The sequence below is a fragment of the Parendozoicomonas verongulae genome, assembly GCF_009711465.1.
Lineage (GTDB): Bacteria > Pseudomonadota > Gammaproteobacteria > Pseudomonadales > Endozoicomonadaceae > Sansalvadorimonas > Sansalvadorimonas verongulae.
The window spans coordinates 16999-39791 of sequence record NZ_SMME01000843.1 but is presented as its reverse complement, the minus strand read 5'-3'; the positions used below and the strand labels follow the sequence as shown (position 1 = coordinate 39791).

Annotated in this window: 21 protein-coding genes; 14 read left to right on the top strand and 7 right to left on the bottom strand. The window is 49.9% G+C overall.

Annotated features, from left to right (window positions below):
- Positions 1–2191, bottom strand: a 2191-nt coding sequence (locus E1189_RS13675) for a hypothetical protein (protein WP_196221424.1), incomplete at its 3' end; no start/stop codon positions are given.
- A 906-nt stretch (positions 2192–3097) separates the two neighbouring features.
- Here E1189_RS13675 and mnmG point away from each other — a divergent pair.
- The 4 genes from mnmG (at position 3098) to E1189_RS13655 (ending at position 7528) form a co-directional block, all read left to right on the top strand.
- Positions 3098–4987, top strand: coding sequence for a tRNA uridine-5-carboxymethylaminomethyl(34) synthesis enzyme MnmG (gene mnmG / locus E1189_RS13670; protein ID WP_329602035.1), 1890 nt, complete (start codon positions 3098–3100; stop codon positions 4985–4987).
- Between the two features lie 122 nt (positions 4988–5109).
- On the top strand, positions 5110–5775 hold the full coding sequence (rsmG, locus tag E1189_RS13665; protein ID WP_329602034.1) for a 16S rRNA (guanine(527)-N(7))-methyltransferase RsmG: 666 nt from the start codon (positions 5110–5112) through the stop codon (positions 5773–5775).
- 29 nt (positions 5776–5804) lie between these two features.
- Positions 5805–6617 (top strand): ParA family protein, encoded by an 813-nt coding sequence (locus E1189_RS13660; RefSeq protein WP_155160884.1) that lies wholly within the window; start codon positions 5805–5807, stop codon positions 6615–6617.
- A gap of 8 nt (positions 6618–6625) precedes the next feature.
- On the top strand, positions 6626–7528 hold the full coding sequence (locus E1189_RS13655; protein ID WP_408014737.1) for a ParB/RepB/Spo0J family partition protein: 903 nt from the start codon (positions 6626–6628) through the stop codon (positions 7526–7528).
- A gap of 49 nt (positions 7529–7577) precedes the next feature.
- On the opposite strand, the gene E1189_RS13650 is transcribed toward E1189_RS13655, so the two are convergent.
- A complete protein-coding gene (locus E1189_RS13650; protein WP_196221423.1) occupies positions 7578–8684 on the bottom strand; it encodes a Ulp1 family isopeptidase in 1107 nt (368 codons plus the stop codon).
- Between the two features lie 362 nt (positions 8685–9046).
- Between E1189_RS13650 and E1189_RS13645 the strand changes: the two genes are divergently transcribed.
- The 9 genes from E1189_RS13645 (at position 9047) to E1189_RS13605 (ending at position 16277) form a co-directional block, all read left to right on the top strand.
- Positions 9047–9427: a F0F1 ATP synthase subunit I gene (locus E1189_RS13645; protein ID WP_155160882.1), complete on the top strand. Its 381-nt coding sequence runs from the start codon at positions 9047–9049 to the stop codon at positions 9425–9427.
- Between the two features lie 77 nt (positions 9428–9504).
- Positions 9505–10374: a F0F1 ATP synthase subunit A gene (gene atpB / locus E1189_RS13640; RefSeq protein WP_155160881.1), complete on the top strand. Its 870-nt coding sequence runs from the start codon at positions 9505–9507 to the stop codon at positions 10372–10374.
- A gap of 52 nt (positions 10375–10426) precedes the next feature.
- Positions 10427–10693 (top strand): F0F1 ATP synthase subunit C, encoded by a 267-nt coding sequence (atpE, locus tag E1189_RS13635; protein ID WP_155160880.1) that lies wholly within the window; start codon positions 10427–10429, stop codon positions 10691–10693.
- A 124-nt stretch (positions 10694–10817) separates the two neighbouring features.
- Complete coding sequence (locus tag E1189_RS13630) at positions 10818–11288, top strand: F0F1 ATP synthase subunit B (RefSeq protein WP_329602033.1); 471 nt, start codon at positions 10818–10820, stop codon at positions 11286–11288.
- 13 nt (positions 11289–11301) lie between these two features.
- Positions 11302–11835 (top strand): F0F1 ATP synthase subunit delta, encoded by a 534-nt coding sequence (locus E1189_RS13625; protein ID WP_155160879.1) that lies wholly within the window; start codon positions 11302–11304, stop codon positions 11833–11835.
- A 42-nt stretch (positions 11836–11877) separates the two neighbouring features.
- Entirely contained in the window at positions 11878–13422 is a 1545-nt protein-coding gene (gene atpA, locus E1189_RS13620; protein WP_155160878.1) for a F0F1 ATP synthase subunit alpha, read from the top strand.
- Between the two features lie 56 nt (positions 13423–13478).
- Positions 13479–14339, top strand: coding sequence for a F0F1 ATP synthase subunit gamma (gene atpG, locus E1189_RS13615; RefSeq protein ID WP_155160877.1), 861 nt, complete (start codon positions 13479–13481; stop codon positions 14337–14339).
- A 90-nt stretch (positions 14340–14429) separates the two neighbouring features.
- Positions 14430–15806, top strand: coding sequence for a F0F1 ATP synthase subunit beta (gene atpD / locus E1189_RS13610; protein WP_155160876.1), 1377 nt, complete (start codon positions 14430–14432; stop codon positions 15804–15806).
- A gap of 30 nt (positions 15807–15836) precedes the next feature.
- Positions 15837–16277, top strand: coding sequence for a F0F1 ATP synthase subunit epsilon (locus tag E1189_RS13605; RefSeq protein ID WP_155160875.1), 441 nt, complete (start codon positions 15837–15839; stop codon positions 16275–16277).
- A gap of 232 nt (positions 16278–16509) precedes the next feature.
- Here the strand turns inward: E1189_RS13605 and E1189_RS13600 are convergent, their stop codons facing one another.
- Positions 16510–17124 (bottom strand): TetR/AcrR family transcriptional regulator, encoded by a 615-nt coding sequence (locus tag E1189_RS13600; RefSeq protein WP_155160874.1) that lies wholly within the window; start codon positions 17122–17124, stop codon positions 16510–16512.
- Between the two features lie 423 nt (positions 17125–17547).
- Here E1189_RS13600 and E1189_RS13595 point away from each other — a divergent pair, with 423 nt between their 5' ends.
- Positions 17548–18894: a metallopeptidase TldD-related protein gene (locus tag E1189_RS13595; RefSeq protein ID WP_155160873.1), complete on the top strand. Its 1347-nt coding sequence runs from the start codon at positions 17548–17550 to the stop codon at positions 18892–18894.
- 377 nt (positions 18895–19271) lie between these two features.
- Here E1189_RS13595 and E1189_RS13590 read toward each other — a convergent pair whose 3' ends face one another.
- From E1189_RS13590 to E1189_RS13575, 4 genes are all read right to left on the bottom strand, one after another.
- On the bottom strand, positions 19272–19826 hold the full coding sequence (locus E1189_RS13590; protein ID WP_155160872.1) for a carboxymuconolactone decarboxylase family protein: 555 nt from the start codon (positions 19824–19826) through the stop codon (positions 19272–19274).
- Between the two features lie 58 nt (positions 19827–19884).
- Positions 19885–20394, bottom strand: a complete 510-nt coding sequence (locus E1189_RS13585; protein WP_155160871.1) for an NUDIX hydrolase — start codon at positions 20392–20394, stop codon at positions 19885–19887.
- 121 nt (positions 20395–20515) lie between these two features.
- A complete protein-coding gene (locus tag E1189_RS13580) occupies positions 20516–21274 on the bottom strand; it encodes a sulfite exporter TauE/SafE family protein (protein ID WP_155160870.1) in 759 nt (252 codons plus the stop codon).
- A 34-nt stretch (positions 21275–21308) separates the two neighbouring features.
- Positions 21309–22793 carry a cobyric acid synthase gene (locus E1189_RS13575; protein ID WP_155160869.1) on the bottom strand — a complete coding sequence of 495 codons (1485 nt, stop codon included), beginning with the start codon at positions 22791–22793 and terminating at the stop codon, positions 21309–21311.

Genomic DNA, 22793 nt, shown 5'->3' with positions numbered 1-22793 from the left:
CTTCAGTGTCAGGGGCAAAGCTATAGAGCGTTCTCAGCCAGCCAAAAGTAGAACCACCAAAGCCAGAACCCAGAGTGTCGTCCTCCTTCGAATCACTCCTTATCTCCGCAGCACTGGGCACCCGACAAGTATCACGACTCTGAAGCGCATCAAGCTTCTGGTAGTATGCTTCAATAGCCTGTTTTTTTTCATCCACATACTGCAAATGGACTGTACATAAATCATTCAACTGTTCTTCTGCAGCATTTATATCCCCTTTAATAAGATATTCTGCAATGTTCTGGCCGCTCTTTTTTATCGCATCAGGGCAGCTTTTAAGGGAGAGTAACCACAACGTTCCATTAACAGTATCTGTCACTTGTTCGATTAAGCTTTTTTGAGGCCTGTTTCGTTTGTGATGTGAACGGACAAAGTCAGCAAACTGACCACGTTCACTGCGAGTCATATTTCGTTCGTGGCGTAAACAGGCTAAGTGCCAAAACTCTTCATCATCCAGTCCTGATTCATGGCGCAAAGGGGCTAATGAGTATGCTCCTTCAGCCTGCTCTTGTTCATGACGCGAATCGACTAAAGTCCGGACATCCTCCAATAGGGTTGCGAGATTACTTATATCCAATTTTTTATAACTAAGCACATTTTCTCTCTCGCTCTCCCAGCATTCTTGCAAGTCTTTTTGGAGTACTTCCATGTCAGCAACAACACCAAGAGAGAAGAAAGATTCTGCTGTTTTGTCAAATATTTGAGACGAACTGAAAGGACGGTAAGAACCTGTGCAAAGAACATCAGGAAGATCACTGCGTAGAACGTAATCTCTTCCACCTAATAGCTTGTTAATATACGCGGTGTAGCAGCTTTTGAGGCTGTCTGGCTTATCTGCGAAGCATCGCACAACTCCCCTAATGATGAGCTCAAACTCATCCATGCTAATAATGCCGCCCAGAGCATAATCCGCCACAAACTCAAAAACGTTCACTAAAACAGACTCTGTATAAAAATGAAGGTTTTCCCGCTTTAACATGTGTGCTGCCAGTGAGGGAAGTGAACGGATCATTTTATAATTAACGGGAGCCCGGCAGCCCTTATCATAGAGCAACATCCCAAGCCGGCTTTGACTCTCTAACTGCTGGTGGGCTCCCTCATTCTTCGCATCTGAAGCCCATGGCCTTACAACAGGGGAAGCCATTAAAATCTCCAGCAAATTTTTTGGTTTCCGGGGATTACCGTGGTAATAGACAGCAAGCAAGTTGGCACCATATTCACTGTATAATGTCGCTGTGCCCAGATCACCTTGCTCTACAGCTTTGAGCAGCTCATCCCTGAAAGGCGTTAAAAGCGCCCGTGTCTCAGTGACAACGTCAGCGGGTAACCTGCGTAAAAATGTCAGTAAATGGGAAAGGGGTAAATGCATAAGCACCTGCTCAAGCTCCCCACTCCTGGCGTGACCGGCAAATAACTTGACTCTCTCAATATTGTTTTTAATCTCTGGCAGACTGGCCGGGGTAACATCGAACTCACTGGGGTAAACAACCTCCTTCAATAAGCCTCCGAGGGGGTCGTAAAACACCAGGGGTAATTCTGCAATATCCAATTCCCGCTCCAAACGAAACTTGTCCTGCAACTTCTGGTAAAGTTTGTCCAGCGTGATTGGGAGCGAAATAATCACACATTGGTATTGCTCCTTCCGATACCCTTCAAGAATAAACTCGTTGCTAGATAATTCGAATATACTACTAACGCTTTTGTTATGACCGCTGATATGTCTGCCATCCATACCTAAACGGCCAGAAGTGCGGGGCAAATAGAGACTGCTGAGACGGTTATCCTGTTCTGCTAATTTGTCCAACAGGTGATTTCTGTCTGGAAGCAGGTCTCTTGGCTTTGCGTTTTTTGTAATGCCGAAGTCACTGTATACATCTCTTTTATAGGGGTAGAGCCCCCTTACCGGAAAGAGCCCCAGGTGCACCTTCCTAAAAAACGTGTTTATACTTTTTCCTGCCTGAAGCAGAGTCCCCGGACGAGGGGTCGCCGGAGCTTTCTGATAGGTAAGCTCATCTTCAACATTAACTCCACGGCAAACCATCTCTCCTTTCTCAAAGGCTTGATAAATGGTGGCTTTCTTCTGCTCTCGTACAGCTCTGGCTGTTAATATTCTGTCCGGCCATTCCGTTTGTGCTAATCGAGCAGCAGTCATAAATCGCTCTCCCTGAGAACCTGCCCGGCAGGCCCATTGCCCAAAAGCCTCCGCTTCCATAGGAACAAGAGACTGATGGACAGATGGAGGGAGGTTTCCGGATTGACAACCTGATGGTAATTTATTCATACACTAACCCTGCTGTTATCAGTGAGCTTATAAGCAGAAAAAGTGGCGGAAAGTCAGGATATATTCACTAACCAAATTGTAAGCAGATACAACAGTCCCCCCTTGAAAGCATCAAGCTACCCACAAAATAATCCACAGGTTTCATCCCCCCTTCGCCCACATATTATCTACAGAAATCCAACGATTTATTGTGAATAAGTTTCTCTAATCACAATTTATTAACCTGTTGTCATATGGCTGATAGGCCTGTAGCTGTAAGGATAAAGTCAGTTACCCACATCTCGATGTGGAGAACCTCTTTTGGATAAAATGGGGAAAACAATCAGAATTCCGGGTGTTAACAAACCTGAGTACAACCATGGGAAGAACAGGTGAATAGCCCAGTGGATGAAAAAATAAACGGCTTCGGCATTTAAACATGTTCACATGTTAAGCCACCAGTCATACGGACTTTCTGAACATGGTTATTATCCTCCCCAAGCCTTGGTAACAAAGGGGAGAGAAGGCTTTTCCACAGAAAAGGGCTTCCTATATAAAAAGAAATAAATAAGAAAAGAAATAAGACATACATATATATTTCTTATCTCTCTTCTGGAAAAAATGAAACACGATGTAATCGTAGATGTGGGTAAGATTGATCAGATGTGTAGTTATGCAGTTCAGAGCCTGGTAAGAAGATTCCACAGCAAACACCGGTTTTCTTTTCACCTATAGACTTTATACTCACGCGGCACAGACTTGCCTGTTTACAGGTAGATATCCGGAGGGAGTAAACGAGTGGATTTTCCAGCACATTTTGATGTCATTGTTGTCGGTGGTGGTCATGCTGGTACAGAAGCCGCATTGGCATCTGCGCGCATGGGTGCCAGAACACTGCTGGTAACCCACAATATTGAAACTCTGGGGCAGATGTCCTGTAACCCGGCTATTGGCGGTATTGGCAAAAGCCATCTGGTGAAAGAGATTGATGCACTGGGTGGCGCCATGGCCAGGGCAACGGATCTGGCTGGTATCCAGTTCCGTGTTCTGAATTCCCGTAAAGGGCCAGCGGTTCGCGCCACCCGTGCCCAGACTGATCGTGTGCTCTACAAAGCAGCTGTTCGCGAGATTCTAGAAAATCAAGCCAACCTCTGGTTGTTCCAGCAAGCGGTTGATGACCTGATTGTGGATGGGGATAACGTGAAAGGCGTTGTGACGCAGATGGGCCTGCGTTTTGAAGCGGAGCAGGTTGTTCTCACCACCGGCACTTTCCTTGGTGGATGCATCCACATTGGTTTACAGAATTACGGTGGCGGCCGTGCTGGTGATCCTGCAGCGATCAATCTGGCTAACCGTCTGCGTGAACTGCCTTTACGTGTGGAGCGTCTGAAAACCGGTACCCCTCCTCGTATTGATGCCCGTTCTGTGGATTTCTCTGTGATGCAGGAACAGCCTGGTGATACGCCACTGCCCGTCATGTCCTTCACAGGTTCCCGTGCGGATCATCCGAAACAGATCAGCTGTTACATTACCCACACCAATGAGCGAACCCACGATATTATTCGCAGCGGTCTGGATCGCTCCCCCATGTACACCGGTGTGATTGAAGGAGTTGGCCCACGCTATTGCCCATCCATTGAAGACAAGATTCAGCGCTTTGCAGATAAGAACTCCCACCAGATTTTTGTGGAGCCGGAAGGCCTGACTACCCATGAGTTGTACCCCAACGGAATATCCACAAGCCTGCCTTTTGATGTCCAGCTGGAGCTGGTGCGTTCCATTAAGGGGATGGAAAACGCCCATATCATTCGTCCCGGTTACGCCATTGAGTATGATTTCTTCGATCCCCGTGATCTGAAGCCCTCTCTGGAAACCAAAGTTATCCACGGCTTGTACTTTGCCGGGCAGATCAACGGTACAACTGGCTACGAAGAAGCCGGTGCCCAGGGCCTGCTGGCTGGTTTGAACGCCGCACTGCGCGCCCGTGGTGACGAAGCCTGGTGTCCTCGACGTGATGAGGCCTATATCGGGGTTATGGTCGATGACCTGATAACCAACGGCACTTCTGAGCCATATCGTATGTTTACCAGCCGTGCGGAGTACCGCCTGGTACTGCGGGAAGACAATGCCGATATCCGCCTGACCCCCAAAGGTCGTGAGCTTGGTCTTGTGGATGATGAGCGCTGGGAGCAGTTCTGCGCCAAGCAAAACAGCATCAATGCGGAAACCGAGCGTTTGAAAACAACGTTTGTCCACCCCAGCAAGCCGGAAGCGAACGTTATCAACAGCAAGCTGCAAAACAGCATCACCCGCGAATACAGTTTGATGGAACTGCTCAAGCGCCCTGAACTGAACTATCAGGATGTAGCCAGTTTGAAGGGCGAAGCAGTGGACAGTGAAGCTGTTGCCGAACAGGTGGAAATCCAGAGCAAGTACGCCGGTTACATTGAGCGTCAGTCCGATGAAATCGCCCGCCTGCGTCGCCATGAAGAAACCGCACTGCCGGACACCATGGATTATGATGCCATCACTGGCCTGTCTAATGAGATTCGCCAGAAGCTGAATGATGTGCGCCCCGCTACTCTGGGTCAGGCTTCGCGGATTCAGGGTGTAACGCCTGCAGCTATTTCCTTGTTGCTGATTCACTTGAAAAAGCGTCAGCTGGTGAAAGATAAAACCTCCGACTGATTCCACAGGTTTTATCCACAACAAACCACAAAGCAGCTTCCTTTGTTGAAAAGGAAGCTGCTTTTTCATGTTAGAATTTGCAGTTTTTCCAATCGCAAAACACAAAGCTAAGGTCAGTTATTGTGAGTAACCTTGAGGTTATGCTGCAGTCCGGTGCAGACGAAATGGGCATTGCACTCAGCCCGAAGCAGAACCGCCTGCTGTGTGAATACGTGAACCTGCTGGTCAAGTGGAACAAGGTGTATAACCTGACCGCTGTGCGTAATCCGGAAGATATGATTTCCCGGCATATTCTCGACAGCCTCAGCATTCTGCCTTTTGTGGAAAAGTGCGTAGCGCCGGGTGAGCATTTTCTGGATGTTGGCTCTGGTCCCGGCCTTCCCGGTATCCCGCTGGCGATCATGTTGCCGGATCGTTGCGTGTCCACCCTGGACTGCGTAGGCAAGAAAACCCGTTTTCAGGTGCAGGCCTGTACTGCTCTTGGGCTGGAAAATGTTACAGTTCTGAACAAGCGTGTGGAGAAGTGGCATCCGGATGCGTTGTATGATGTGGTTATGTCCCGGGCTTTCAGCTCCATGAAGGATATGATGACTATCACCGATCACCTGCTCAAAGCAGATGGCAGGTGGCTGGCCATGAAGGGCATTCGCCCGGATGAAGAGCTGGCTGAGCTGAACGCTGTTCGTCCGGACATTACAATGATTGAATCCCATTCCCTTGATGTTGCTGGTTGTGAAGGGCAGCGGCATCTTGTCATACTGGAGCGGATGGAAACGGCACGGGCATAACCGTGATAACACTCTAAGGGGCATCGCAGATGGCAAAAACGCTGTCGATCACTAATCAGAAAGGTGGTGTCGGTAAAACGACGTCCTGTGTGAATCTTGCGGCATCACTGGCTGCAACCAAGCGACGCGTGTTGCTTATCGATCTGGATCCACAGGGCAATGCCACCATGGGCTGCGGTGTGGATAAACATGAGTTGCCCGTATCTGTTTACGATGTTCTGGTTGGCAAGGCGACAGTAGAGGAGGCGATTGTGCCCTCCGAAACCGCTGGTATCGAAGTGTTGCCTGCCAATGGTGATCTGACCGCCGCTGAGGTGGAGCTAATCAATCACCAGGATAGCGAAGGGAGTCTGGATCGCGTCCTGGAGCCCCTCAGAAGCCATTACGACTTTATCCTGATTGATTGTCCACCGTCGCTTAACATGTTGACTGTGAACGCTCTGGTGGCCTCTGACGGCGTTATTATCCCCATGCAGTGCGAATACTATGCGCTGGAAGGTCTGGCTGCGTTAATGGAAACAGTGTCCGGTATCGCATCCACCCGAAACCCCCGTCTTCATATCGAGGGCCTGTTGCGCACCATGTATGACCCCCGCAACAGCTTGACTGTGGAAGTGTCCCGTCAGCTGATTGGTCATTTTGGTAACAAGGTTTATCGCACAGTGATTCCCCGGAATGTTCGCCTGGCGGAAGCTCCCAGCCACGGACTCCCAGTTTTGAAACACGACAAACACTCCCGCGGTGCCATCGCCTATCTGGCACTGGCAGGAGAACTTATTCGCCGGCAGGAAGCCGGTAAAACCCAGACTTCGGCGAAAACCGCTGAAGCAGCCGTGAGGTAAGACCGTCAGTGGCTAGGAAAAAAGCATTAGGAAAGGGCTTGGGAACGCTGCTGCAAAGTGCCCGGGTTGCTGAAGAAATTGAACAGTTGCAGATGCCTGCAACCGTAGAGCTGGAGGTGGCGCGGGACAAAATGCTCCGTGAACTTCCGGTTGAGTTTATTGAGCGTGGTAAATATCAGCCCCGCCGGGATATGAGCCCGGAAGCACTGGAAGAGCTGGCCAGCTCCATTCGCAAGCAAGGCGTTATGCAGCCTATCGTGGTTCGACCTGCGGGTGAACCCGGTGAAGACCGCTTTGAAATTATTGCTGGTGAACGACGCTGGCGCGCTACTCAGCTGGCCGGGCTGGACAAAATTCCAGCCGTCATCCGCGAAGTACCCGATGAGGCTGCCATTGCCATGGCCCTGATCGAGAACATTCAGCGTGAAGATCTCAATGCTATCGAAGAAGCGATTGCCCTGAACCGTTTGAAGGAAGAGTTTGAACTGACTCAACAGGAAGTGGCAGAAGCCGTGGGTAAGTCCCGGGTGACTGTGACCAACCTGCTGCGGCTTCTTACTCTTCGCGATGATGTGCGCAAGATGCTGGAGTACGGCGATATTGAAGCCGGTCACGCCAAGGCTTTGCTGGGTTTGCCCGATGGTCAGCAACTGGAAGCAGCACGTACTGTGGCGGCTCAGGGTTTGTCAGTGCGTCAGACGGAATCTCTGGTACGTCGTATGCAGCAGGAAGCGGCTGCGCCTTTTGAAAAGAAAAAGGTGGACCCGGATATTCGCAGCCTGGAGGAAAACCTGTCCCAGAAAATTGGTGCCAAGGTAGCGATTCAGCACTCGGCCAAAGGTAAGGGGAAGCTGGTGATTCGCTATAACAGTCTTGATGAGCTGGATGGTGTGCTGGAGCATATCAAATAACCCTTTGCGCAAAGGGTGAGGTGTAAGTACCCGGTACTTAAGCTTCACCCTAAAGTTCAATCACTTCTATGTGGCTGCATCCCCTGAGAGTTGTTTTTATTATTTTTCTGAACTCTTCGTAGGAGGGATGACTCAGATCATCTGGAAGTTCACCGTCTGCTTCATAGAAGTATCTTCCAGCCTTGATAATGGCTGAGCCACAGTCGTAGTCATTCACCTGGCTGGGAATGGCTAATGCCTTCAGTGAAAAGGACTTGACCGATTTTGCAGATTCATGGCTGCCTATTTCTGTATAAAAAGCCTCAAGCCATGTCTGAATCGTGCTGGCTTCAGGAGCTACAATACCAGGATCCAATGAATCAATAGTAAAAATTGTGCGTCGTTGAATATCTACAACAACCAGTAGCCAGTGGTTAACTCTGTGAACAGGGAAGATCATGCGATGAAAATCTCCTATATGTGGAGTTAAGCCATATTTTTTTTTGCTGGCTGCTCCCATCTTTAACGAAGGCAGATGAAAAGAGGTAAATGTTCTGCATCTGAGAGATTTGAGGTGGGTGCATGCTCTTAAATCATAAAGGGCGAAAGCTGCGTTAATTATTTCATCATTCAGCCACTGCTCTTTATCAAGTGTTTGAAGATCTTTTGGGCTTAGAGTTTTGTGTTGACCGTTTGGTAAAGGAATAGAAAGACTTATCAGTTCCGATTGCTTTTTGCTCTCAGTAACACTTTCAGTGAAAGCATTCCTCAGGTTGTCATGAAAAACCGCGGGAACAATGTAGCGAGTTGTCGGTTCGGGGTCGTCGTCTGATTCAATTTTATAGACCTCATAGGCTAAAGGTCTGGTTGTTTCAGACGGCACTGGAGGGGATGTTCTAGTGATAGAAACTTCAGAGCTTGAAGTGCTGAGTGTGCTGGCAGTTTCATGCAACTTTATTTGAATAGGAGATCCTGATTCTGGAGCTGGGTTGAGAACCATAAGGCTTGGCGTTGTCGCAGTAATATTTACTTCTTCCACTTTGATTCGCTGACGTGCAGGACGAGGTGTTCCATGGGGTGGAGTGATTCTTTTTTGACCGGTTTGGGGTTCAGCAGGGGAAGCAGGTCTTTGAGGTATGTGCGGAGGCATTGGAAGGCCATAACCCACCAGTTGCATGAGTGACCTCACGTAATGCATAAAAATACCCCCGTTTGAAAAGTGAAAATTATTCCGGATAGAGCTGAGGATTTTTATAACGAAACCGTCATTTTCTCTTACAAAAAGTGTTAATAACCCTATAAAAGCAAAAGAAAAAACTCACCCCCTTAATATAAAAAACAGCAATAAATACAGTTGATCGTAGGTAGTAATACTCATATACTTGCCACGCCTGACAGTTGCTTGAAAATAAGGTAAATAGAGAAAGCACTGAAGTGACTTTGATACAGGGTTTAATAAGAGCGCCGTCTGGCTCAACTTATGTTGCATGAAGCGTGTTGAGCGTGCAGTAGAACAAAAACGAGGAGTGAGGGGGGTTGATGCAGTCACCTCATTTGAGAAAACCACCTGTTTTCCGGGTCATATACGCTCAAATGGCTGCCACCGTTCTGGTATCCGTAGCATTTCTTGCCAGTGGTCGAACGGCCGCTGTTTCCGCACTTCTGGGTGGCATGATCTGTTTTGTTCCTAACGCTTATCTCGTTTTCCGGGCCTTCTCCCTCTCCGGTGCCCGAGCGGCCAGAAAGATAGTTAACGAATTCTACAAGGGTGAAGCAGGCAAGTTTTTCCTGACCTGTTGCGGCTTTGCTCTGGTTTTTGCACTGGTCAGGCCGCTTGATGCGGTGGCGTTGTTTGGCGCTTTTGTGTTGGTGCAGGCCGTGAACTGGTTTACACCGGCGCTGTTAAAAGCAGGCTTTTGAAATAATAAAAACAGAACATCCGGGCCTGGCCCCGCCCAGGTGAGTTAACGGTTAACGAGAGTGGCGAGAGCATTTTTATGGCAGCGAACACAGCCTCTGGTTATATACAGCACCACTTGCAGAACCTGACATACGGTCAGCTCCCTGCAGGCTATGAGCGATACGACGGCTCCATGCTGAGTGAAGCAACCTGGACAATTGCCCACAGCGCCGCTGAAGCAAAAGACATGGGTTTCTGGGCCATCCACGTAGACAGCATGTTGTGGTCTGTCTTTCTCGGCTTTGTCTTTGTTCTTCTGTTCCGCTTTGTGGCCAGGCGCGCCACGTCCGGTGTTCCCGGTGGTTTGCAGAATGCCATCGAGTCCATCGTTGAGTTTGTGGATACCAGTGTTAAGGAAAGCTTCCACGGTAAGAATCCTGTCATTGCACCGCTGGCGCTGACCATATTTGTGTGGATCTTCTTTATGAACCTGATGGATCTGATCCCTGTGGACTGGATTCCGGGTCTGGCGACTCTGGCCGGTGTGCCTTACATGAAGATTGTTCCGTCTACCGACCCGAATATCACTATGTCCATGTCTATCAGTGTGTTCTTCCTCATGCTGTTCTACTGGATCAAGGTGAAAGGCCTGAGCGGCCTGTTTGGTGATCTGGCTCTGCACCCGTTCAGCAGTAATAACCCAGCCGTGAAGGTTATCCTGATTCCTGTGAATCTGCTGCTTGAAACTGTTTCCCTGATTGCCAAGCCTATTTCTCTGGGCTTGCGGCTGTTCGGCAACCTGTATGCCGGTGAGTTGATCTTCATCCTCATTGCCATGATCGGATACTTTCAGCTGCCACTGCACTTTGGCTGGGCTGTGCTGCATATCCTGGTCATCACATTGCAGGCTTACATCTTCATGACCCTGACCATCGTTTATCTGAGTATGGTTCATGAAGAACACTAATTGACCGCACATGCGGTGTTTGACCCGGTAAAAATAAGAGTCTGGAGGAAATATGGAACTGGTAGTTGGTCTGACCGTCATCAGTGTTGCAATCATGCTGGGCCTCGCAGCCCTCGCTACAGCGATTGGCTTCGGTATGCTCGGCGGTAAGTTCCTGGAAGGCGTTGCCCGTCAGCCAGAAACTGCACCTATGCTGCAAACCAAGATGTTCATCGTAGCAGGTCTGTTGGATGCGATCCCAATGATCGCTGTAGGTATCGCACTGTTCTTCACCTTTGCTAACCCGTTCACCGCACAGGTTGCTGCGTTTCTGCAGTAAGCCACGGTTAATGGCGACATGATCTTTCTGTCAGTTCAGCCTTCCGGTTTTCTCCCTCAATGGAAGAAGCCGGAAGACAGGAACGCAGAAGGTTACATTAACTGAGACTGCGAGAGGTATTGGTGTGAACATCAATGCGACCATCATAGGTCAATCGATAGCGTTCGCATTCTTCGTGTGGTTCTGCATGAAGTATGTCTGGCCCCCTCTGATCGGGGCACTGAATGAGCGCCAGAAAAAGATAGCTGATGGCCTTGCGGCCGCAGATCGCGCGTCTACAGATCTGGAAGCTGCTCAGAACAAAGTGCAAGAAGAGCTGCAGGCAGCTCGTGAGCAGGCAAAAGAGATTGTAGATCAGGCTAACCGTCGTGCATCCGTTATCGCCGAAGAGGCGAAAGACGATGCCCGTAAGGAAGGTGAGCGTCTGATTGTTGCTGCCCGTGCTGAGATCGAACAGGAAGTGAACCAGGCCCGTGAACAACTGCGTGCGCAGGTTGCCACTATCGCCGTTGCCGGCGCCGGTAAGATCCTCGGTAAGCAGATCGACGAAGCTGCCAACAGCGAGTTGGTTGACCAGTTAGCAGCTGAGCTCTGAGGCGGAGGCAATCATGGAACTGACCACTTGCGCTCGTCCTTACGCCAAAGCTGCGTTTCAGTATGCTCTTGCACAGAAGTCTCTGGACAACTGGTCGAGCATGCTGAAGAACGGCGCAGCTGTGGTTCAGAACAAGAAAGTCAGCGCGCTACTCGGGACGCCATCACTCACAGCACAACAAAAAGCAGACGCTTTTATTGATGTGTGCGGTGACACGCTGGACAACAACGGGCAGAACTTTGTCCGCACTCTGGCAGACAACAAGAGAATCACCCTGCTGCCCCAAATTGCCGAATTATTTGAGGCATTCAAGGCAGAGCAAGAACAAAGCGTTGACGCTGAAGTTCTCTCCGCATTCCCCCTTGATCATGAACAGCTGAACAAGCTGGCTGACAAGTTACGGACGCGGCTGGGCTCTGAGGTCAGGTTGAGCAATACCGTTGACCCGGAACTGATAGGTGGTGTTGTTATCAGGGCTGGTGATCTGGTGATAGACAGCAGTGTCAAGACAAGGCTGGCAAAACTGGCCAACGCAATGCTCTCTTAGCTTTCTAATAAAAAGCAGAACCCTAATATTGGCAGGTTTGGTATGCAGCAACTGAATCCTTCTGAAATCAGCGACGTAATCAAGAGCCGGATTGAAGGTCTTGATGTCTCCGCTGAAGCCCGTAATGAGGGCACGATCGTCAGCGTTTCTGACGGTATCGTAAAAATCCACGGTCTCGCCGATGTCATGTACGGTGAGATGATCGAATTCGACGGCGGTGTTTTCGGCATGGCTCTGAACCTGGAACAGGATTCAGTGGGTGCCGTAATTCTCGGTGAGTACAAGGCTCTGGCGGAAGGTCAGAAAGCCCGATGCACTAGCCGTATTCTTGAAGTACCAGTTGGTAACGAACTGCTCGGCCGTGTTGTAGACGCGCTGGGTAATCCTATCGACGGCAAAGGCCCTATCGAAGCCAAGCAGACTTCTCCAGTGGAGAAGGTTGCTCCCGGCGTAATCGCTCGTCAGTCTGTCGATCAGCCTGTGCAAACCGGTTACAAGGCGATCGACTCCATGGTACCTATTGGTCGTGGTCAGCGTGAGCTTATTATCGGTGACCGTCAAACGGGTAAGTCCGCTGTTGCCATCGACGCCATCATCAACCAGAAAGGCACTGGCGTTAAGTGTATCTATGTTGCGGTTGGGCAGAAGCAGTCCTCTATCGCCAACGTGGTGCGTAAGCTGGAAGAGCACGGCGCAATGGATCACACCATTGTCGTAAACGCTGGCGCGGCCGACCCCGCAGCGATGCAGTTCCTTGCTCCGTTTGGTGGCTGCTCCATGGGTGAGTATTTCCGTGATCGCGGTGAAGATGCCCTGATCGTATACGATGACCTGACCAAGCAGGCCTGGGCCTATCGTCAGATCTCTCTGTTGCTGAAGCGTCCTCCCGGCCGTGAAGCTTATCCTGGTGATGTTTTTTATCTCCACTCCCGTCTGTTGGAGCGTGCGGCCCGTGTTAACGCCGATTACGTTGAGAAGTTCACCGACGGTGAAGTGAAAGGCAAAACCGGTTCTCTGACCGCTCTGCCGATCATCGAAACCCAGGCGGGTGACGTATCTGCGTTCGTACCTACCAACGTAATCTCCATAACCGATGGTCAGATCTTCCTGGAAACCGATCTGTTTAACGCAGGTATCCGCCCTGCGATGAATGCTGGTGTCTCGGTTTCCCGGGTAGGTGGTGCAGCGCAAACCAAGATCATCAAGAAGCTTGGCGGTGGTATCCGTCTGGCGCTGGCCCAGTACCGTGAACTGCAGGCATTCGCCCAGTTTGCATCCGACCTTGACGAAGCCACCCGTAAGCAGCTCGAACACGGTCAGCGTGTAACAGAGCTGATGAAGCAGAAGCAGTACCAGCCTCTGTCTGTGGCCGAGATGGGCGTGGTGATCTACGCCGCTGAAAAAGGTTATCTGGAAGACGTTGCACTGAACAAGATTGGCGACTTTGAATCTGCCCTGCTGAGCTACGTGAACAGCGAGCACGCGACGCTGATGGCCACCATCAACGAAGCGGGTGACTTCAGTAAAGATATTGAAAGCGGTATCAAGGAAGCTCTCGAAAAGTTCAAAGCAACCCAGACATGGTAAGCAGCCATGAGCTTAACGAATAGCCGTGAGCGAGCTAGACATGAGGATGGATTGCTATGGCAGTTGGTAAAGAGATAAAGACGCAGATAGCGTCGATACAAAACACACAGAAGATCACCTCCGCTATGGAGATGGTCGCTGCGTCCAAGATGCGGAAAGCACAGCAGCGTATGGAGCGTTCGCGCCCCTACGCCACCAGTATTCGTCAGGTTGTGGGTCACATGGCTCACGCCAATCCTGAATACCGCCACTCCTTTATGGAAGAGCGGGAGATCAAGCGCGTCGGTTTTATCGTGGTATCCACCGACCGTGGTCTGTGTGGTGGCTTGAACACTAACCTGTTCAAGAAAACCGTGCAGCAGATGCAGGGCTTCCACGAGAAGGACGTGGAGATTGATCTGTGCGTAATTGGCAGCAAAGCCGCCTCCTTCTTCCGCAGCTACGGCGGCAATGTGGTGGCTGCTCTCGACCATATCGGTGACGAGCCCAGCATTGCAGACCTGATCGGCAGCGTGAAGGTGATGCTGGATGCCTACGAAGACGGTTGCATTGATCATTTGGTGGTGTGTTTCAACCGGTTTGTGAACACAATGGCTCAAACGCCCACCTGTGAACAGCTGCTGCCTTTGCAGGCAGATGAAGACGAATCGCTGGAATACCCCTGGGATTACCTCTACGAGCCAGACGCCAGGCAGCTGCTTGATGAGTTGCTGGTGCGATACATCGAATCCCAGGTTTATCAGTCTGTGGTTGAAAACAGTGCCTGTGAACAGGCGGCCCGGATGGTTGCTATGAAGAGCGCAACCGATAACGCCGGCGGACTGATTGATGAGTTGAATCTTGTGTATAACAAGGCGCGTCAGGCTGCGATCACACAAGAGCTTTCCGAGATCGTAAGCGGCGCGGCGGCCGTTTAGGCGCTGCGGCCATTGAATTGTTAAGGTTGCAGCCTGCGGGGGGAGTCCGGGCAGCTGCAGTCCTTCATAAATAAGAGGTGAGGACACACTATGAGTAGCGGTCGTATCGTACAGATCATAGGCGCCGTTATCGACGTCGAGTTCCCGCGCGACGCAGTCCCTCAGGTCTACGATGCCCTGAAGGTTGAAGGCAAGGAACTGACCCTGGAAGTTCAGCAGCAGTTGGGCGATGGCGTTGTTCGCTCCATCGCGCTGGGTTCCACAGAAGGCATCAGTCGTGGGCTGGTTGCCGAGAACACCAAAGCCCCTATCCAGGTTCCTGTAGGTACAGCAACCCTCGGTCGAATAATGGATGTATTGGGCGACCCTATCGACGAGAAAGGCCCGATTGGTGAAGACGAGCGCATGTCTATCCACCGCGAGCCTCCTTCCTACGCGGATCAGGCAGCAACTAATGAGCTGCTGGAAACCGGCATAAAGGTAATCGACTTGGTCTGTCCGTTTGCTAAGGGCGGTAAGGTTGGTCTGTTCGGTGGTGCCGGTGTCGGTAAAACCGTAAACATGATGGAGTTGATCCGGAACATTGCGATCGAGCACTCCGGTTTCTCCGTGTTTGCAGGTGTGGGTGAGCGTACCCGTGAAGGTAACGACTTCTACCACGAAATGACCGACTCTAATGTTATCGACAAAGTATCCCTTGTTTACGGACAGATGAACGAACCACCCGGTAACCGTCTGCGTGTGGCTCTGACCGGCTTGACTATGGCCGAGAAGTTCCGTGACGAAGGCCGTGACGTACTGTTCTTTGTGGATAACATTTACCGTTATACACTGGCCGGTACTGAGGTATCTGCACTGTTGGGTCGTATGCCTTCTGCGGTAGGTTATCAGCCAACGCTGGCGGAAGAGATGGGCGTTTTGCAGGAGCGTATTACCTCCACCAAGACCGGTTCTATCACCTCCATTCAGGCCGTTTATGTACCTGCGGATGACTTGACTGACCCATCCCCGGCGACCACGTTCTCCCACCTGGATGCGACTGTGGTACTGAGCCGTGATATCGCGTCCAAGGGTATCTACCCTGCGATTGACCCGCTGGATTCCACCTCCCGTCAGCTGGATCCTCTGGTGATTGGTCAGGAGCATTATGAAGTGGCCCGAGGTGTTCAGACCGTTCTGCAGCGCTATAAGGAACTGAAAGACATCATTGCGATTCTGGGTATGGATGAGCTGTCTGAAGAAGATAAGCAGACCGTATCCCGTGCCCGTAAGATTGAACGTTTCCTGTCTCAGCCTTTCTTTGTAGCGGAAGTATTTACCGGTTCTCCGGGCAAATATGTGCCTCTGAAAGAGACCATCCGTGCCTTTAAGGGTATTCTGTCAGGTGAGTATGATTCACTGCCAGAACAGGCGTTCTATATGGTGGGCGGCATCGACGAAGCTGTTGAAAAAGCCAAGTCTCTCTAATAACCAGACGGATAAAGGAGGGATTTAGCAATGTCTACTCTTTCGAAGAGCACCAATGTCCAGTGTGATATCGTAAGTGCTGAAGAGGCGATCTTCTCCGGATCAGTCGAGATGGTTGTGGCCACTGGTACCGAGGGCGACCTCGGCATCACCCCGGGCCACACACCTCTAATCACTGGTCTGAACCCTGGCCCTATCCGGGTTATTCTGGAAGGCGGGGAAGAAGAGATTTACTATCTGTCCGGTGGTTTCCTCGAGATTCAGCCGAACAATATCAAAGTTCTGGCTGATACGGCTCTGCGTGCTACAGATATGAATGAAGCAGCTGCTGAAGAGGCTAAAAAGCAGGCTGAGCAGGCTCTGGCTAATCAGCAGGGTGAGTTTGACTACTCCCGTGCGGCTACCCAGTTGGCTGAGGCTGCTGCCCAATTGCGTACTCTGCAGGCTATTCGCAAGAAATTAGGTAAGTAACGCTTTTGTCTCATGGACCAAACTGGGTCAAAAGTTAAAAGTTGATCGAAATATCACCCTTAACTGATTGAAAAACAATAAAAATAAAACCCTCAATACTGGTATTGGTCTTTGAGGGTTTTTTGTTTTTATGGGTATTAGTGTTTTGTCGTTTACTTACAGTGCATTCTATCGTCCCGTTTCGCTGCCCGCTTGCTGGGTTGCACTTTGTTAACCCAACCGACTCTTGTATTCAGACTGACGCTCTCTGTGCCATATAGCTGCCCATAAAGTTATTCAAAAACATATCCAGCATCTGCTCGCCCGTAGCATGCTTCTCCTGCAAAGCTCCGCCACCTGCTGCCAGCAAACAGATTCCATGCACTCCCGCCCAAACCACCCGTGAAGCGATGTGGATATCCTGCAGGTTCTTCCGTGCTCCGGTTCGGCTGAGTTGTTCGGTGAAAAGGGCGAAGAGCCTGTCTATTCGACCCTTTTGCCACTCAGGCAGAACTTTCTGATCCGGTATCCGGTGCTCAAAGGCCAGATGCCACCGGTATGGATACTTTCGTGCATAGGCAAGGTAAACCCGGGAGAGTTTTCTCAGGGCAAGCTGTGGATTGTTTTCGTTGCGAATGGCAACCGCTGAGAGGGTGTGTAACTCATCAAGGGTTTCGCCATTGGCAGCAAGAAGGAGCTCGCCATAGCTGCCAAAGCTGTTGATAACTGTGGCCGGTGCATAACCAATGAGCTTGGCAATCTTGCGCAGGCTCATCTCCTGGGGCGGGTAAAGAGTGAGGAAATCTTTGACAGCTTTCAGTGTGAGGCGCTGGAGCTCGTCTTTGCTGTGTTCGTTGCGTCTGGCCATATCCGTTTAGCCCTGTAATGGGAACACTGTGCAGATATTGCCCTTGTAAACAAAACAGTGTTCACCCCATGAATTTTACAGCGTTCAATTCATATTGGAGGCTCTGGAACGGGGGCGTCAAGAAATCAGCCTAAAAACAACTAAACAGTGTTCAGTAAACGCTGTTTATAAAAAACACTGTTTTATTGTTCTCTGAACAGTGTGGAGAAAACAGTGTTCACTCCGTGTTTATTGTGAACACTGTTCACAAGGCATGGTGAACAGTGTTTCTACTCCAACTGCTATGCTCATTCGGCAAGATTGAGGTTCAGAAGCTTATGATCAAACACATACAAGAGAGCTTCCGAACGATGCCCTTGTTGTGGATGACGGCAGGGAGTTTTGCTCTGTTACCCGCAAGCGTTGAAGTTCTTGGAAATCGTCATGATTGAGTACTTTTCTTCCCTATGTCGTTATCTGAATGGGAAAGTCTCCTGCGACGAGGACTGGAGCGCATGGCTGGAAGGTGAGAGGACAGATTACAGCTTTATAAGCAGAGGCTTATTACGGCAAAGTGGTCAGGTGGATAAAACCACACTGAAGATCACACTGCACAAAGGGCTTAAGCGAGCCTCAGGTACTGTAACGCTCTCCATGATTCCCTGTGATGACAGGCACCGGCTCAGCCTGATGATGTGCAGTTTGCGGGATAACGTCTCGACCGTATCTGATGACCCTTACTATACTTGGTGCACCAACCCTAATCCCACCACACCATGCTCAACCCTGTGCAATGGAAACAGGGCCGGGTACTGTGGTCGCAAAGCTGTCATGGAGATTCTGGATACTTCTATCGGAACCGGTTTTGCAGGCACTTTTATGGTTGGTTGGGTATACCGTGCTTTTGGCAGCTCACGTGGTCATCACCACTGGTTTGCAAATAACAGCTTCTGCCTTGATTTCTTGGTATATCAACATGGGGGTAGAGCGGTTCACGATCAGATATCCGGTCGGAAATGGGATGCCGAATGTTTCCGGCAAAGGCTGGAATCTGTCAAAGAGCGCGTGTCTTTGCTGGGGCAAAGTACGAAAAATGTACCCCGCGGCGATTACCGGGTGTACCTCTCACCGGCTGCAATCAATGCACTTCTTGTACGGGCAGATTTCAGTGCTCGCAGATACTATGAAAAAGACTCATGGCTCACACTGCTGTTTGAGGGCAAGCGAGCTCTGAGTCAGCAGTTCTCTCTTGATCTGGTAACTGCGGATGGTTACGTACCGGGCTTTCAACAACACGGTTATGTCCGCCCGGACTGTCTGAATCTTATAAAGGAAGGTATAGGGCAATCTCTTATTATTGGCCCCCGAACAGCAGAGAAATACCAGATCCTATTTACCGGAGGAGAAGACAAAGCTGTCTTCGATAGATTTGATCCGCCCGATCATCTGGTGATGATGCCGGGTAGCCTTGAAGAGCAGGATATCTGCAGCCGTATTGGTGATGGCTTATATATCAGTGATCTCTGGTATGTGAATTGGTCTGATAAACACAGCGGTCGCATGACGGGTATGACCCGTTACACTTGCTTTAAAGTAAAAAACGGCAAGCTGGCTCATCCTATAGGCGCAATACGGTTTGATGATTCCCTTTATAACCTGTTCGGAGAACACCTCGAAGCTCTGACCCGTCACCGGGATACGATTGTGGATTCCTTCGCATTTTGCCGGCGGGGCACTGGCTCCCATATTTTACCGGGAGCTTTGATTGGCAATATGCACGTCTCAGCCTGAGCGATTATGACTTACTCCAGCTCATCTCCCATCAGATAGCGTAGCCCGGTTCCATGGGAAGCTGCGCGGTCATCTTTCGGCAGGTGTATTGGTGGCTTTGGCATGGATGGTTGTACATATTTGCGACAATTTGAGGGAAAAAGCTACTGAAATCTGAAAGTTATCAGACGTATTGTGTGTAATTTATACACAAGATTTAACGCACCTCTAACAGACAGTGCTTTAAATTTCAGATTATGAGCTGCAGGAGTTGTGATGGGAATACTGACTTCATGAGTTGTTGGGGAACACCTCAATGAAGTCTGAGAATGGTATAAGTACTTAAGTGTTGTGTGTGGAGCGCATTGCTGAGAGGCTAATGCGCTTTTTAGTATGGGTCAGTTTTTCTTTTTCGGTACTTCACACAATCCCTGAGAGGGAATGTCCAGAGCAGCGTTGAAGCGAGCAGACATATTCTGAAACGCGACAAGTGCTGTCAGCTCCATAATTTGCTGTTCGTTAAAATGCCTCTTCAGTTCTAAATGAACTTTTTCGGAAATCTGGCAGTTTGCGCCAGACATGGCTTTTGTCCAGGCTAGTGCTGCTTTTTCGCTGTCAGAGAGAAGTGTGCTGTTCTCCCAGTTATCTAACGCGTCCAGTTTTTCCTGCCCGCCGGTTTCATTTACTAATGTCAGACTGTTGAGGTCTACACAAAAGTGGCACCACGTAAGCTTGGCAACGTAAACCTGAATCATTGCTCTTAACGCAGGAGGAAGAGGGGAGGACTTACGGCTTAATCTCGCCCAGAAGCTGGCAAACAAAACAAATAAAGAGGGTTTACGGGACCACACAAGAGCAGGCTGTAAATGCTGGCCATAACGCTTTTCCTGCTGGTGGAAAAACCAGCGCAGCCAGAACGGAAGTTTTTTCGGGTCTGCAGGGGGGATTCTCATGATTTTTGGCCTGTAGATATTGTGCCGGATTGAACGCACACTACAGGCCGAACTCAGGTTAGTCCAACTGTTTACTTATTCCCGTAATTTGTTTGCGAATCATGCGGCGAGTGCGTTCAAATTGCTCTGGAAAGCGCCAGTTATCACTGTTTAAAGAGAGCCAGGAGCGCCACCCCACATCACTGACTTCTTTCCAGTCCTGCGGGCTTGGCACCTGATTCTCATCAACAGGTGTGCAGCGATACACATGAAAGCCGTTGTCGAATTTATCCAGCAGCTCATGCACATTCACCTGAACGCCAGTTTCTTCAAAGGTTTCACGGTGGGCGGTGCAGCGTGGTGACTCACCAATATCAGTTGTGCCGCCGGGAATGGACTGCTTGCCGGTCAGCCGCATAGTAATGATAAGAACATCATCACCCCGGGTAATCAGGCAGCCTGCATTGGCTCCGGCATCAGTGTCACTGGTGTAAGGACAATCAGGAGGAGGTGTTTTCTCACAGCCAGACAACACTAAAAGTGATGCAAGAAGTGCAGGTAACAGTAATTTTCTGTGACGTATAACCATGAACAGCGAGCCGTTTTATTCTTGTATCGTTAATTTATAATCATAGCGGTTAAGAATCTTTCTTTTAACGACAACGCCTGATACAAACAGTTCCCCACTTTTTGCAGACACTGCCAGAAAACTAAACTGTAGGAATTAAGCCGCTCCCCTGCAGAAACAACAGAAACCCAATAGATCCTAAAAAACCGTAACTCACACGATAAACCACTTTTTCAGAAACACAACTCAGAATCTTGTAACCGGCTATAACTCCCAGTGGTGTCAGGGGGAGCAGGATCAGGGACGCGGAAAGGTTTTGAGTATCCAGCTGCCCTGATGATCCATAGACAACTACCTTTGCCATATTCATGCCTGCAAACATCCAGGCTTGGGTTCCCATCAGCTTATGGCTGTTCAACCCAAGAGGAAGAGTATAAATAGAGATTGGCGGACCGCCGGCGTGAATGCCAAAACTGGTAAAGCCGCCAATAGCACCCCAAAAGCTGCCCCTGATATAGCTGGCTTTGCGGATATTCTGCTGACTGTTCTTGAGCCACTGCATCAGACAAAAGCTCAGGGATACAACCCCAATCATAAGGCGAATGTACTGCTCTGATAGATACCCAAAAAGTAAGGCTGCGAGAGCAACGCCTGCAATACAGCCAGGAAATACGGTAAAAAGGGTACGACTATCCACCTGGCCACGGAATTTCCACAGGGAAATCAAATCCATTACAAGCAGCAGAGGTAAGAGGATGGCAGCCGCCTGAACGGGAGGAAGGACTAAGGCCATCAATGGAACACAGGCGGTTCCCAGTATATTGCCCAATCCACCCTTAGCCATGCCGCCAATAAGAACAGCGGGCACAGCGACAAGAAAGAACAGCGGATCGGTATACATGAACGTGAAAACTCAAAACAGGGATCAGAGAGTGTTAAGTACCCAGCCCAATAGTTTTCAGAATTTTTGCCATATCGAGATGCTGCTCCATGGCATCAGCAATTCGGTTGATGCCATCTTCCCGAACCTGGTTATAATCGGGAACCTCAATAGCTCTGGCACCGGCCCACTCCAGAATAGCTCTGCAGGCTTGAGAGTGCTCGAACACACCATGAAGGTAGGTTCCAAATATCTGCCCATTGTCGCTCATTACACCATCGTTGCGGCCGTCGTCCAGTTGAATAAGCGGGGTATTGAGCGCAGAACCCTGAGTTAATCCGGCATGAATTTCATAGCCTGTGACGTAAGCGGTATCCTGGCCAGGAAAACTTAAAGAGCCATTCACACGGTGTAGCTGCTTACCTTTCTCGATAGTGGTTTCCAGCTCAACCAGACCGAGTCCTTTACTGCTTCCAGCTTGGCCTTCAATGCCTTTTGGATCGCGTAGCTCTGTGCCGAGCATCTGGTAACCGCCACAAATACCCATCACTTTGCCGCCAAAGCGCAGGTGTTTGTAGATAACCTGGTCCCAACCGCAATCACGTACAAACTGCAAATCGTCACGGGTGCTTTTGGTGCCGGGAATAATAATAAGATCACAGGGAGGAAAAACCTCACCTTTGCGCACAAAGCGAATGTCTACATTCGGGTTGAGGCGAAGTGGATCGAAATCAGTATGATTACTGGTCCGGCTCAGTATGGGCACAACAATTCGCAAGGTCTGTTCTTTGCTGGTGAGCTGCTGATCTTCGACAGCATCTTCTGCTTCGAGATGCAGACCATGAAGATAAGGAAGTACGCCGAGAACAGGCTTGCCGGTTTTCTCTTCCAGCCAGTCGAGTCCGGGTGTCAGCAGGGAAATATCGCCGCGAAAACGATTGATAATAAAACCTTTCACTCGCGCCTGTTCAGACTCAGAGAGCAATGCCAGAGTGCCATACAGGTGGGCAAATACACCGCCGCGATCAATATCCGCGACAATGACCACTGGCGTGTCAGACGGCTCTGCAAAACCCATATTGGCCACATCACGATCACGAAGGTTTATTTCCGCAGGGCTACCTGCACCTTCCACAATCACCGCATCAGCAGACGACTTAAGCCGTTCAAAGGCTTCAATAATCAGCTGTAAAACTTTGGGTTTGTAGTTGTGGTAAGCGCGGGCATCCATCTCCCCAAGCGCGTGACCGTTGATAATCACCTGAGCACCAGTATCAGAGTTGGGCTTAAGAAGAACCGGATTCATATCCGTATGAGGCTCCACCTCACAAGCCTGAGCCTGTACTGCCTGAGCGCGGCCAATTTCACCACCGTTCTCAGTCACTGCACTGTTGAGAGCCATATTCTGTGGCTTGAACGGTTTAATGGTGAAACCACGGCGTGTAAGTACACGACACAAGCCAGCACAAAGTACACTCTTTCCTGCGTCAGATGTGGTGCCCTGAATCATCAGGGCATGTGGTTTTTTGGGAGCACTCAT